Origin of the sequence: Labrys wisconsinensis, assembly GCF_030814995.1 — a bacterium.
In the GTDB taxonomy this organism is placed as follows: Bacteria; Pseudomonadota; Alphaproteobacteria; order Rhizobiales; family Labraceae; genus Labrys; species Labrys wisconsinensis.
Genome location: NZ_JAUSVX010000007.1, coordinates 345,629 through 358,506 on the forward strand (window position 1 = coordinate 345,629; position 12,878 = coordinate 358,506).

A 12,878-nucleotide genomic window follows, 5' to 3' on the forward strand; every position below is an offset into this window, starting at 1 on the left:
CCGAGGGCGCAAAATGAAGGTCAGCCGGGAGATATGGCGGTTGCGGCCGATTTCGGACGCCGCTCGCCATTTGGTGCGATCTAGTTCGGCGAATACTGCGATGCTCGCGTTGCGTCCTGAGGAGGCGCCCGCATCCCGTCGAGGACCGCCGAGAGGCTGTCGAAGCCCGCCTGCACATCGGCCTCGATAGCACGGCGAAGCGCGCGCGGATCACGGTTCCGCATCGCTCTGAGCGCGGCGTCGTGATTGCGGACACCGGTCCGGGTCCGATCAAATTCCGGATAGAGCATGTTCAACGACGGACCGATCTGAACCCACAAGACCTCCACGATGCGGAAGGTCACAGGCATGTCCGCAAGCCTATAGATCCGAAAATGAAAGGTACTGTTGTGCTCCAGCACACCCCGATAGTCGGCCCGGTCCATGGCCGCGACAAGCTCTCCCTGCACCTTCTCGAGATAGGCGAGATCCGCGGTGGAGGCGTGCGCGATGGCAGCCTCGGCGAGCAATCCTTCCAGAATGAACCGGAGTCGGTAGATCTCGGAGGTCTGCTTGATGCCGAGAATGGGCACATAGTAGGATCGGTTCAATCCGGCAAGGAGAGCGCCTTCGGAGGCAAGTCGACTCAAAGCCTCGCGCGCGGGCGTGAAGCTTACGGCGAGAGCGGCCGCCAGTGGTCGGATGGTAATTTTCTGACCTGGCGCAAATCCACCACTTAACAATTTCTGTTGAATTTGAAGATAACATTGCTCCGTCAGCGTTGTCGCTCGCGTGACTGCGGATATATCTGATAAAAGGCTCTTTGACTTCACGAGAGCGCCTTGTGCTTATTGTTCTCGACGACCGGGAGCCGCACTGAGAACTTTAGACAAAAACGAACGATATATCAAGTATCACCGCATGAAGGGAGTTGCCCGTGGCCGCAATCGGGCTGATCGATCTGAGCAAGGACTTTGGGGCAGCGCTTGCGCTCGATCGGATGACGCTGAGGATCCGCGAGGGCGAACTCGTAACAATCCTCGGGCCGAGCGGATCCGGCAAGACGACGGTCCTATCGCTCATCGCCGGCTTGATCGATCCCAGCAATGGGTCGATTTTCCTAGGTGATCGCGATGTTACCCGATTGCCCCCGGCGCGGCGAAATATCGGCTTCGTCTTCCAGAACTATGCGCTCTTTCCCCATCTGTCCGTCTTCGACAATATCGCCTTTCCCCTGAGCATCCGGAAAAGGCCGAGCAGAGACATCCAAGACCGCGTCCGGGACATGCTTGCCCTCGTGCGCCTGGACGGCTTCGAGGAGCGCCGCCCCGATCAGCTCTCCGGCGGCCAACAGCAACGGGTGGCCCTGGCTCGCGCGCTCGCGTTCGAGCCGGACGTGCTCCTCCTGGACGAGCCGATGGGCGCGCTCGACCGCGGCCTGCGGACCGAGCTCCAGGCGGAGCTGCGCGACCTGCAACGAAGGCTCGGCGTCACGACCGTCCTGGTGACGCACGATCAGGAGGAGGCGCTGTCGCTGTCGGACCGCGTTGCCGTGCTGGCGCTGGGGCAGCTTCAGCAGATCGCAACGCCGGAGGAAATCTATCGGCGACCCCGCAATGCGTTCGTGGCCGGCCTGCTGGGGGCTGCCAACATCCTTGAGGGACGCATGGAAACCGGGGCCGATGGCCGGCGCGGCCTGCGCGCCCCGACGGGAGAGCTTCTCAGGGTCGACGCGCCCTTCGAGGCCCAGGAGGGCAGCCGCCTCCAATGCCTGATCCGTCCGGAAGGACTGCGGGTCGCCTTACGCGACGACTCCGAGGGCGCGCTCAGGGCCGTCGTCAGCGACGCCGTCTTTCTCGGCCAGGCGGCGCGATATCACCTGACCACGGAAGCAGGCCGATCCCTGGTTGCATCCAGCGCCCCTGCAGGCCCTTCCCTCCTTCGCCGCGGTGATGCCGTCATGGTAAGCTGGGATGAGGCCGACATATGGGTCTTTCCCGAGAGCGACGGCGCACCAGGCCCGCGATGACGATGGGGAGTGACGGTGAGATTTTCTCACGCTCGAAGGATATGCCTGGGCTCCCTGCTGTCCGCGGCGATGACGCTGCCGACGCTGGCCGGGCCGGTGACGGAAATCCGCATCCTCGCGGGTGGCGGCCCATCCGGCCGGGCGGTCGAGCAGGCCTATATCAAGCCGTTCACGGCCAAGAACGGCGTCAAGGTCGTCCGCGAGACCCTGACCGCGCCGCCTCTCGGGGCGCTTCGCGCCATCGTGGCATCGGGGCACAGCGACGCGGTCCTTCTCGAGGTCGGAGGCCCCGGGGTCGCGGCGGCCAAACGGCTCGGGCTCATCGAGCCGCTGGATTGGGCCGCGATCGATCCCGCCCCGCTGTATCCCGAAGCCAGGGATACCCATGCCCTTGGCTATCAGTATTTTTCCGTCGCAGCCGTGTGGCGGGCGGATGCCAAGCCCATTGCGACATGGCGCGATTTCTGGGATGTCGCTGCGTTTCCGGGGCGGCGCTCCCTGCCCGACAATCCGTATTATGCCCTTCCCATCGCGCTGCTCGCCGACGGCGTGCCGCCGGAGCAGCTCTACCCCCTCGATCTGGATCGCGCCTTTCGCAGCCTGCAGCGGCTCGAAGAGAATGTTGCCGTCTGGTGGTCAACGGGGCAGCAGCCGGTGCAGCTCCTGCTCGACAACGAGGTCCAGTATGCGGCGGCCTATTCGGGCCGCGCGGTGCGCGATCCGCGGTTGCGCTATACCTTCAACCAGGGGCTCCTGGCCGTGAGCTATTTCGTGGTTCCCAAAGGGGCGCCGCCCGAGCACAAATCGGCCGCATGGAAGCTGCTTCACGAAATGACGCTGCCCCAGAACCAGGCGGTTGCCGCCGGCATCGTCTCGTACACGGGCAGCAGCACCGACCTCGATTCCCTCCTGCCGGCTGACCGGCTCGCGGAATTCCCCACGGCCCGCGAGAATCGGCAGAAGCAAATACCGGCCAACGACCAATATTGGTCCGACCATTCCGACATGGTCGAGCAGAGATGGCAGGAATTCAAGCTGGGGCTCTAGAGTATGATCGCTTCAAGTTGAATCGATCACACTCTCTATCTCTTTGTTTTTACGCATTGTCTTAACGCGAACCGAGTGCTGGTTCGCTGAAAAATGCTCTGGCACGCTCGGAATCAGATCCACACCGTACGAGGGCAGATGTGGCTGGAAGCATGCACGGCTGGCTCGACAAACGCCGATCGATCCGCTCGCTCGGCTATGTCCTGCCGTTGCTCATCCTGATGCTCTTCGCATTCGACCTGCCCATGCTCGGAGTCCTTGCTTTCAGCCTCTCGCCGCCGGATGTCACGCTTGCCGCGTATCGCGAAATTCTCGAAACGCCAAGCTACCTCAGGATCATCGGTCGAACGGTCGGAATCGCGGCCCTGACAACCCTCATCTGCGTCGCCGTCGCCTATCCCGTCGCCTACTGGATGAGGGGGCTCTCCGCGCGCGGGCGTCTGCTGGCGGTCGCGCTCATCGTCACGCCGTTCTGGGTCAGCGTCCTCGTGCGCACCTACGCCCTGATCGTCCTGCTCGGTTCGGCCGGGATCGTCAATTCGATCCTGCTCTATGCCGGACTCGCCAGCAAGCCGATCCCGTTCCTCTACAACACGGTCGGCGTCACGATCGGCACGGTCAATGCGCTGCTGCCGCTCGCGATCCTGCCTCTCTTCGCCGCCATGGCGAGGGTTGACGAGCGGCTGCTGCAAGCCGCAGCCACCCTGGGCGCTGACGAAGCCACCATCTTCCGGCGCGTGCTGTTGCCGCTGACCTTTCCGGCCTTGGCCACGGCATCCATCCTGGTCTTTTCGATGACCCTCGGATTTTACGTCACGCCGGCCATTCTCGGGGGCGGGCGCGTGCCGATGATCGTCAGCCTGCTCGATCTGTTCATCAATCGCCTGCCGCGCTGGGAGCTGGCTTGCGCCCTGTCGATCGGCCTCATGGGCATTGCCGTCGGCGGGTATTGCCTGAGCCTGGGCATCGGACGCCCCCAGAGGGAGATCCGCTGACATGGCTGGGCGACAGGGGGCGGAAGGGCATGCCCGGGCGACGAGCGCCGCCTGGCATCGTCCGCGGGCCACCCGGCTGGTGAGCCGCGGTCTCGCCGTCCTCTTTGCGCTTGTCGTGGCCTTCCTCTGCGGGCCTGCGGCCATCGTCGTGTCGATGTCGTTCTCGAGCGCGAGCTCCCTGCAATTTCCCCCGCCCGGCCTGTCGCTGCGCTGGTATGCGGCGTTCCTGACCGATCCCGGATGGCTGGCGGCGGTTCGAACCTCGTTTGCCGTCGCCTTCGTCGCAAGTGTCGGCGCGCTGATCGTGGGAAGCCTGGGCGCCTACGGCCTGGTCCGCGGCAGTTTCCGCGGCCGCTCGACAATGGCGTTCAATGCCATCGCCCCTCTCATGGTGCCCCATATCGTTCTGGCGATTGCGCTCTACATCCTGTTCGCGCGCACCGGCCTGCTCGGCACTCTGACGGGCTTGATGATCGCGCACACCGTGCTTGCCGTTCCTTACGTCGTGCTCGTCATGACGGCGGCGCTGCGTGCCTTCGACGTGCGGCTGGAGCAGGCAGCCTATACCCTGGGCGCGTCGTGGAGGGTGTTCGTCTGGCGGATCCTGCTGCCCAATCTTTTGCCGAGCTTGGCGATCGCCTGGATTTTCGCCTTCGCGACGAGCTTCGACGAAGTCACCGTCACGGTCTTTCTCGCGGGGCCTTACGAGACGGTGCCCAAGCGCATGTTCAGCGAGCTGATGGTCGAGGTCGATCCAATCATCACGGTCGTCGCGTCGCTGACCATCGCCTTGAGCCTGATCGGCATCGCCGCGATGGCTCCCGTGGCGCGCCGCCTCGGCATGCTGCCGCTCGGCCACGCCCTTTCACGCCCGTCAAATTGATGCCGCCCCGAGGCTGAGCCCGCCGCAGACATACAGGTTCTGGCCGGTGATGAACCCGGCATCGGCCTGGAGGAAGAACGCGACGGCGGCGGCTACATCTTCGGGACGACCCATGCGGCCGACGGGGATCGAGCGCGTCAGATGCTGGACGGCGGGGTCGTCGGCTTTGCTGTTCTGGCGAAACATCTCCGTCTCGATAGGCCCTGGACTGACTGCGTTGAGCGTGATGCCGTCGGGTGCCAGCTCGAGAGCCAGGCTCCGGCTCAAGCCGATGACGCCAGCCTTGGTCATGCCGTAGAGCGTGCGATGGGTCTTGCCGAGCGCTGCGCGGCTGCCGAGATTGACGATGCGGCCATGACGACGTTGCCGCATCTGCGGCGTGACGGCCTGGATGCATTGCAGCACGGCCCGGACGTTGAGCTCGATGAGGCGGCGAAGGTCGGGCCACGAGAGATCGTCGATGCCCGACACGGAGACCGCGGCAGCGTTGTTGACGAGATTGTCGATGCGATGCCGCTGCGTCACTTCAGCGAGCACGCGTTCGGTTGCGACTTCGTCGCTGAGATCCACGGCGTACCACATGCCGGGGCAGCCTCGCGCTCGACTGCGGGAGAGATGGATGACCTCATGGCCATCGGCCACGAGCCGTTCCGCAATGGCGAGCCCGATGCCGCGGCTCGCGCCGGTGATGAGCGTCACCGGAGGCTGGTCAGAGGAAGAGAGCATCGGCGCCAGCCTCACTCCACGGCGGTCGTCGGATCGTCGCCGCGCGGCAAACGCGCGGCCCGCATCGCGCGCAAGCGGCCGATGCAAGCCTGAACGTCGTCGAACGGAAGATCATTGATCTCGCGCAACGGGAGTTCCCACCATCGCACGTCGAGCAGGTCCCGAATGATGTCGTCCGGAAAGCGGAACCGGATGATGCGGCTGGGAACGCCGGCCACGACGGCATAGGCGGGAACATCCTGGATCACCACCGCCCCCGCCGCGATCACCGCTCCGTCGCCGACGCGGATGCCGGCGCGGATCACGGACTGCGCTCCGACCCACACATCGCTGCCGATATGGGTGTCCGGGAGGAAATTCCAGGGACGGCGCCTGGCGCCCCAATAGTCCGGATGGCTCGGAAAATGGCCCGCCGACACCGTGAAGGCATGGGTGGTGAGCCAATCCAGCGGGTGATGACCGACGCCGACATCGGCATTGCGTCCGAAGGCGGAGTAGCGGCCGATGGTGACGTTGCCGTGGATGCAGACGCTCGCGTTCAAGGCGCAGAAACCACCGATCTTCACGTTCGAATGGATTTCGACGAAGTTGTGGATGCGTATGGGGTGCTCGATGACAACCTGGTCCCGTATTTCCGCCGTCGGAGCAATGAGCGAGAAGCGCTTTTGATCGTCATCCATGGCTCTTTTCCTGTGGCTGGGCGGCGCGCGGGGCAGGCCCGGTCCACGGCCTCCACGCCAGGCCTTGCGGCGCCGCGACCGTGCCGAGCAACGCGACCGCGGCAATCACAAGGGTAGCCTGGACGCCGAGAGACTGCGCCAGCCTGCCCCACCCGGCGCTGCCGATCGTCATGCCGGAGGCGAACATGAAAATGAACGCGGCAACAGCTCGTCCACGCTCCTGGAACGGGACACTCTCGCGTGCGGCAATGCTGAGCGTGGTCATTCCCGCGAGCCAACAGCCGCCTGTCGCGACGGCGCAGGCGCAAGCCATCCAAAGCTCGACGGAGAACCCGAGCAAGACCATGGACACGCCGAAGCCGAACCCACTCAAGGCGAGAAGTCCTTTGGGAGGCGTCACCGCCCGCAGCGACGGGAGGACGAGCGTGGCCATGATCGCGCCAAGGCCAAGCGCCGTTGCGAGCCCCCCGAAGACCTCGACCCCCAAGGAGGGGCGCTGGCTTGCGATCGCCGGCAGCAACGCCCAGAGGGCGCTGGCGCACGAGGTGAAGAGGAAGCACGTGGCGGCGTTGGCCCGCAAAGGGTGAACCGCCGTTGCGGTTCGAATCGCCGCGTGGACGGCTGCGGTGAAGCTTTCAGGCCGATGCGCGGGTGGATGTGGCCAACGTCTGGCCAGGAGCAGCAACAGCGCCGCAGCAATCAGGCCCGCACTCGCCGCAAATGCCACGGGGACACCCGCTGCGAGGATCACGAAACTTGCGGTCGCCGGTCCGATCAGCCTGGACAGATTGAAGGCCGCGGCGCCGAGGGTGACCGCCGCCGGAAGCAATGCTGGCGGCACCAGATCGGGTGCCGCCACCTGCCAGAACACGGATGCCATTGCCGAACCAATCCCCATGATGAGGATGGGGAAAAGGAGCACAGGCGGCGATATTGGGCGCACGGCGGACGAGATCGCCAGCACGACGACCACAATGAACAAGCCGATATGAATTGCAATGAGCAGAGGGCGTCGGTGATACCTGTCGGCCAGGAAGCCGCTCGGCAAGGCGAGGAGCAGCATCGGGAAATATCCGGCCGCCTGAGTGAGGGCGATGAGATCCACCCTGTCGGTGATCGTCGCCATCAACCATGCCGCCGCAAAGCCCGACATGAGGACGCTGGTATAGGAGGCGAGCGCAGCGAGCCACGCCGAGCGGAAGGACGGCAGGCGGAGGGGCGACCATGGCGAGGCCGATGGGAGCCGATTCGAGGCTTCGCTGACCTCTGACCCGGTGAAGGACGTGGCGCCTCGGCTGCACCGCCACGACGGCCATCGAAGGCGCCGATACGATTGGATGGCGTGCCCGTGACGTCTCATGGTCGTCGTCAACTTCGCTGCGGGGGGCAGGATCGGCGGCTGGGAAGCCGCCGGCACGATTCGGGGGACCGCCGATCACGAAGGAACTTTTCCCGAAAGCAAGGCGCGTTCGGGCGAAAAGCCGCTTTGCTCTCACTCCTTGTTTCGACACGTCCTTGCGATCCCTGGCGAGTCCGCCAGATCGCAAAGCACTCTAAGCGCCCCATTCCTCGGTGTCGGCATAGGAGAGACGGTCAGCGAGGCTTGCGGGCACATCGCCCACATATCGATTTGGCGAGATGGCGTCGGATCGCGTCGCCGATGTCGGCAGCGCGCTGTCGTGGCCGGGCACCACGTCCTCGATGGCCTGGCAGAGCTCCTCGATCTCGGCATGGCTGTGTGCTGCGGTGAGACATACGCGAATTCCCGCCTTGCCGCGCGCCACTGTCGGAAAGAATGTCGCAGAGGTGTAGAAGCCTCGATCGAGGAGGCGCCTGGCGGCCCGGATCGCGGCATCCTCTTCGCCGATCGAAAGCATCCGAATCGGGAGTGGGGTCCGGCGCTGCCGGGTCTCGATGCGATCGTCGAAGCAAGAGACGCGTGCCGCCAGATCAGACTGCAATCTGGACAATTCGCCGCTGTCATGGAGCGCGGCGGAGGCAAGACCGGCGCCGACAGCCGCCAGATTGGGGGCAGCCGAAAATACATAGGGCTGCGCATGGCTCCGGAAGAGCTTCTCCTGCTCGGCGGTTCCCATCATGAGTATCCCCCCGGATGCTCCGAAGCCTTTGCCGAGCGAAGCCGCTATGATCGTCCGACTCCCGATTTCGTCCGGGAAGTGCGAGCGTGCATACCCCTCCCCCTTGTCGCCAAACAGGGAAATTCCGTGCGCATCGTCGATGTAGAGGAACAACCCGTATCGCTGCTGCAGGTCGATCAGCGCAGGGATCGGGGCGCTGCCACCCATCGAGTAGACTCCATCCGCGACATAGGCGACCTGCTTCCGCGTCCGGCACAGCTCTTCCAAGGCTTGCACGTCGTTGTGTGCGATCGTGACGATCTCGGTCTCCTGCGCCACCACCGCTTTGTGATGCGCGAGGGAGGCGTGACATAGACGGTCAAAGGCCACGAGCGGCTTCTCGCCACCGGTCAGCGCGCCGGAGGCGATCAGCGGCAGCGCTCCCATATTGGCCACCATCACGGTCGAGAAGGCGATGACGCGCGCCCGAAACATTGCCGATAGTCTTGCCTCGAGATCGCCGAGCAAGCCGAAGTTCAGTCGCGTGCGGGCGCAGGACCAGTGCACCGAACCATAGTCGCGAATTGCCGCTATGGCGCCCGCAACGATCGCGGGATGATTGTCGAGCCCGAGGTAGGAGCAGCGTACGAAATCGACAATGGAGCGCGAACGCAACGACCCGATGGGTTCAAATCGCCGACCGACGACCGGACGACCGTAAAGGCCCATGATTTGTTGCTCATAGGCCGCATCAAAGAACCCGCGGGTATATTCAATTACAAACGCCATATTTCCAAGTCCACGGCGATTGCTGAGATCAATGCTTGGCATTGTTCTTACCTCATTGAGTATTACACGGAATAAAAGCTCATTTCTGAGATACATTCGCAATATACAATACTATAATCTGTATATATTAGATCTATCAATATAGTAACTCCCGAACCATGACCAATATTTGACAATCTAGACTCTATAAATGATTGGATTTATGAAATTTCACAGACATGTATCACGGTGTTACAGGTCTACGCTCGCAAAAAGTTTGCCGACAAAATGCAATCTGGCGCGAATATATTGAGCATACTGGTGTTAAGCCGCGAGAAAATTGCCGCCCGGCAGAGAGGTAACTCAGCGGGCCGGCTCTCGAGCGGCAGGCGCGCATCCGTCTTTGCGCTTGTGAAAGCCCGCCAGATGCCACGAACGTCTGACGCCTCTGCGCGGGCAGCCTCACGTGACCAAAGCCGCGCGCGACTGTTGTCGACGCGGGAACGAGCCGCGTCCCCCGGGGTCAGCGTGGCCTGTCCGGTCGGTGACGTCGGCATTGCCAGGAGCTGCCGCCCCTGCGCCTACCCCGGGAGGTGGGCTCGATGACCATAATGAGTCCGATGCGCGATATTCTCCCCGCAGCCCTTTTGCGAAAAGGGCTCCTCGAACCGCATGTGTGGTGAGGGTTCACTGCGGGTAGGGCCGGAGCGATCCGGCACCCTGCCGGGCTCACGTCTGGAATGCATGTCAGGGACCGATGGACCTTGGGCCGCCGCGCCTGACCCTTGAGGTTCATGATCTTCTCAATGGACGGCAGAAGGAAAAACGTATGTCAGCGTTCCCCCAAAAGGCGAAGGTTGTCATCATCGGTCTGGGCGGAATCGTCGGTGCATCGATCGCCCACCATCTCGTCGAGCGCGGCTGGGACGATATCGTCGGCATCGACAAGTCTGGCGTCCCGACCGATATCGGCTCGACGGCGCACGCCTCGGACTTCTGCTACACGACGAGTCACGACTATCTTTCGGTCTGGACGACGCAGTATTCCATCGATTTTTACGAGAAGATGGGTCACTACGCCCGCATCGGTGGCCTCGAAGTCGCACGTACCGGTGACAACGTCTGGATGGAGGAGATCAAGCGCAAGCTTTCCTCCGCCAAAGCCTTCGGGACCCGGGCGCATTACGTTTCGCCGACCGAGATCAAGCGGATGTTTCCGCTGATCGAGGAGGAGCAGGTCATGGGCGGCCTGTTCGATCCGGATGCGGGCCTCGTCATTCCGCGCTCGCAGACGGTTGCCGGCAAGCTGGTCGATGCCGCCGAAAAGTCCGGCAAGCTGAAGGTGTTCGGCAACACGCCGGCGACGTCCCTGCTCGTCGAGAACGGCCGCATCAAGGGCGTCGTCACGCATCGCGGCACGATCATGGCGGACCATGTCATCGTCTGCGCCGGCATCTGGGGCCGCCTGATCGCCGAGATGGTCGGTGAGGACCTGCCGGTCATGCCGGTCGACCATCCGCTCACCTTCTTCGGCCCGTTCAACGCGTTCGAGGGGACGGGCAAGGAGATCGGCTTCCCGTTGCTGCGCGACCAGGGCAACTCCGCCTATATGCGCGATACCGGCGATCCGAAGACGACAGAGGGCGGCCAGATCGAGTGGGGCTATTACGAGACCGCCAACCCGCGCCTCTGCCATCCCCGCGACATTCTCGAAAAGCACGAGGCGCGCCTGTCACCCTCGCAGCGCGACCTCGCCATCGAGCAGATCCTCGAGCCGCTGGAAAGGGCTGTGGAGCTCACGCCGATACTCGGCGAACTCGGCTACAACGAAGGCCATTCCTTCAACGGCCTCCTGCAGGTTTCCGCCGCCGGCGGTCCCTCCTGCGGCGAAAGCCAGAAGGTGCGCGGCCTGTGGTACTGCGTCGCAATCTGGGTGAAGGACGGTCCCGGCTACGGCAAGCTGATCGCAGACTGGATCACGGACGGCCGCACCGCGATCGACCACAACTCGATCGATTATTCCCGCTTCTACCCCCACCAGCTGGAAGAAAAGTTCATCGAAGGACGGACTTACGAGGCCGCCCAGAAGATCTACTTCCCGGCCGTGCACACCCGCGAACCCTATGCCACCGGGCGCAACGTCAAGCGCTCGCCATTCTACCAGCGCGAAGTCGAGCTCGGCGGGTATTTCATGGAGCTGGGCGGTTGGGAGCGTGCGCACGGCTATGCGGCCAATGAACACCTTCTGGAAAAGTTCGGCGACCGCGTTCCAGTCCGCGAGAACGAGTGGGACAACCGCCATTTCTGGCGCGTCTCCAATGCCGAGCATCTCGCATTGAGCGAAGACTGCGGCATCATCAACCTCTCGCACTTCCACATGGTGGATATCGAGGGGCCGGATCATGTCGAGCTGATGGAATGGCTCTGCGCGGCCAAGATCGGCGGCGAGGGCAATATCGGCAAGGGCATCTACACCCATTTCCTCGACGACGAAGGCATGGTGCGCGCCGACTTCACGGTCTTCCGCCTGGCTGACCGCTGCCGCCTCGTGAACGGCGCCGACGCCGGCCCGCGCGACTTCCACTCTATGAAGCGCGTTGCGCAGGACCGTGGCCTCGACGTCACCATCACCGATGTTTCGGAAAAATTCATCACCATCGGTATCTGGGGTCCGAACGCCCGCGCGACGTTGAAGAAGGTGGTTGCCGATCCGTCCGGCCTCGACCCGGAAAACTTCCCCTTCGCCGCGATCAAGCAGATCGAGGTCGGCGGCAAGCCGGTTGTCGCCTTTCGCATCTCCTATGTCGGTGAGCAGGGGTGGGAGCTGCATATGAAGTACGAGGATGGCCTTGCCGTCTGGGATGCGCTGCGTTCCACGGGCGTCATGGCCGTCGGCGTCGAGACCTATGCCAACTCGCGCCGCATGGAGAAGAGCCTGCGGCTGCAGAACGCCGACCTTCTCACCCAGTACAACCTCATCGAAGCCGACCTCGCCCGTCCGAAGGTCAAGGACGTCGACTTCCGCGGCAAAGCCAAGCACCTGGACTACAAGGCGCGCGACCATCAGCCCGCCATGCTCTGCACGCTCGTGATGACCGAGAACACCGACAAGACCGGCGTGAAGCGCTACCCGCTCGGCAACCTTCCGGTCATGGATCCGGAAACCGGGGACGTGCTGGTCGACGAGCTCGGCCGCCGTTCCTACACCACCTCCATCGCGTTCGGCCCGACCATCGGCAAGAACATTGCGCTGGCCTATCTGCCGCACGCCTACTGCCAAGAAGGCCGCAAGCTCGTCATCGAATATTTTGCCGAGACCTATCCGGTCGAGGTGGCGGGCGTCGGCTATAAGCCGCTGTATGATCCGCACAACCTGAAGCCAAAGAGCTAGACAAGTGTCCGCGCCTTGTCGCCCGCTCTGAAGCAAGGCCGAGATTGAACGGGCCCATGACGCGAACTTCTGTGTCTACGGCACCCGCAAAGTCGCCTGTGAAGAATCCCGATTACGCCGTGCGTGGCCGGAGGGGTGGCGTTCCGGCGGGTGCGATCGCAGCCAGGACGAGAGCGCACCAAAGCCACCTCAGCCAGTTGAGGATGGGGCTGAAGTTATAGCCGACTGCGGCGAGGACGGCGTTGTTGGCATCGCCAGCGGCTCCCACCAGGAAGTTGCGTCCCATGCGATGGTCGCTCTTG

Annotated in this window: 10 protein-coding genes and 1 pseudogene; 5 read left to right on the forward strand and 6 right to left on the reverse strand. The window is 63.5% G+C overall.

Annotation, left to right across the window (positions count from 1 at the left end; translation table 11 throughout):
• Nucleotides 1-80: 80 nt before the first annotated feature.
• Nucleotides 81-812: a GntR family transcriptional regulator gene (locus QO011_RS20295; protein ID WP_307275582.1), complete on the reverse strand. Its 732-nt coding sequence runs from the start codon at nt 810-812 to the stop codon at nt 81-83.
• A gap of 104 nt (nt 813-916) precedes the next feature.
• Between QO011_RS20295 and QO011_RS20300 the strand changes: the two genes are divergently transcribed.
• The 4 genes from QO011_RS20300 to QO011_RS20315 all read left to right on the forward strand — a co-directional run bounded on the left by QO011_RS20300 (nt 917) and on the right by QO011_RS20315 (nt 4,933).
• Nucleotides 917-2,008, forward strand: a complete 1,092-nt coding sequence (locus QO011_RS20300) for an ABC transporter ATP-binding protein (RefSeq protein WP_307275585.1) — start codon at nt 917-919, stop codon at nt 2,006-2,008.
• 69 nt (nt 2,009-2,077) lie between these two features.
• The gene (locus tag QO011_RS20305) at nt 2,078-3,055 is read left to right on the forward strand and encodes an extracellular solute-binding protein (RefSeq protein WP_307275587.1); all 978 of its coding nucleotides are present in this window, start codon (nt 2,078-2,080) and stop codon (nt 3,053-3,055) included.
• 152 nt (nt 3,056-3,207) lie between these two features.
• Entirely contained in the window at nt 3,208-4,050 is an 843-nt protein-coding gene (locus QO011_RS20310; protein ID WP_307275589.1) for an ABC transporter permease, read from the forward strand.
• Between the two features lies 1 nt (nt 4,051).
• The gene (locus tag QO011_RS20315; RefSeq protein WP_307275592.1) at nt 4,052-4,933 is read left to right on the forward strand and encodes an ABC transporter permease; all 882 of its coding nucleotides are present in this window, start codon (nt 4,052-4,054) and stop codon (nt 4,931-4,933) included.
• Here QO011_RS20315 and QO011_RS20320 read toward each other — a convergent pair.
• The 4 genes from QO011_RS20320 to QO011_RS20335 all read right to left on the reverse strand — a co-directional run bounded on the left by QO011_RS20320 (nt 4,925) and on the right by QO011_RS20335 (nt 9,248).
• Nucleotides 4,925-5,632 carry an SDR family oxidoreductase gene (locus tag QO011_RS20320; protein ID WP_307275594.1) on the reverse strand — a complete coding sequence of 236 codons (708 nt, stop codon included), beginning with the start codon at nt 5,630-5,632 and terminating at the stop codon, nt 4,925-4,927. The genes QO011_RS20315 and QO011_RS20320 overlap by 9 nt on opposite strands.
• A gap of 38 nt (nt 5,633-5,670) precedes the next feature.
• Complete coding sequence (locus QO011_RS20325) at nt 5,671-6,339, reverse strand: CatB-related O-acetyltransferase (RefSeq protein ID WP_307275595.1); 669 nt, start codon at nt 6,337-6,339, stop codon at nt 5,671-5,673.
• Nucleotides 6,332-7,699, reverse strand: a complete 1,368-nt coding sequence (locus tag QO011_RS20330; RefSeq protein ID WP_307275597.1) for an MFS transporter — start codon at nt 7,697-7,699, stop codon at nt 6,332-6,334. The genes QO011_RS20325 and QO011_RS20330 overlap by 8 nt, the downstream gene beginning before the upstream one ends.
• A gap of 193 nt (nt 7,700-7,892) precedes the next feature.
• On the reverse strand, nt 7,893-9,248 hold the full coding sequence (locus QO011_RS20335; RefSeq protein ID WP_307275600.1) for an aminotransferase class I/II-fold pyridoxal phosphate-dependent enzyme: 1,356 nt from the start codon (nt 9,246-9,248) through the stop codon (nt 7,893-7,895).
• 766 nt (nt 9,249-10,014) lie between these two features.
• On the opposite strand from QO011_RS20335, the gene QO011_RS20340 reads away from it, so the two are divergent.
• On the forward strand, nt 10,015-12,576 hold the full coding sequence (locus tag QO011_RS20340; RefSeq protein WP_307275634.1) for a GcvT family protein: 2,562 nt from the start codon (nt 10,015-10,017) through the stop codon (nt 12,574-12,576).
• A 112-nt stretch (nt 12,577-12,688) separates the two neighbouring features.
• On the opposite strand, the pseudogene QO011_RS20345 reads toward QO011_RS20340, so the two are convergent.
• Nucleotides 12,689-12,878: pseudogene (locus QO011_RS20345) on the reverse strand (IS5/IS1182 family transposase); the annotation flags it as partial.

Bases quoted from the DNA above. Each gene is read 5' to 3' on its own strand.
- QO011_RS20305 (WP_307275587.1), top strand. From the start codon at position 2,078: ATGACGCTGCCGACGCTGGCCGGGCCGGTGACGGAAATCCGCATCCTC.
- QO011_RS20310 (WP_307275589.1), top strand. From the start codon at position 3,208: ATGCACGGCTGGCTCGACAAACGCCGATCGATCCGCTCGCTCGGCTAT.
- QO011_RS20315 (WP_307275592.1), top strand. From the start codon at position 4,052: ATGGCTGGGCGACAGGGGGCGGAAGGGCATGCCCGGGCGACGAGCGCC.
- QO011_RS20325 (WP_307275595.1), bottom strand. From the start codon at position 6,339: ATGGATGACGATCAAAAGCGCTTCTCGCTCATTGCTCCGACGGCGGAA.
- QO011_RS20330 (WP_307275597.1), bottom strand. From the start codon at position 7,699: ATGAGACGTCACGGGCACGCCATCCAATCGTATCGGCGCCTTCGATGG.
- QO011_RS20335 (WP_307275600.1), bottom strand. From the start codon at position 9,248: ATGCCAAGCATTGATCTCAGCAATCGCCGTGGACTTGGAAATATGGCG.
- QO011_RS20340 (WP_307275634.1), top strand. From the start codon at position 10,015: ATGTCAGCGTTCCCCCAAAAGGCGAAGGTTGTCATCATCGGTCTGGGC.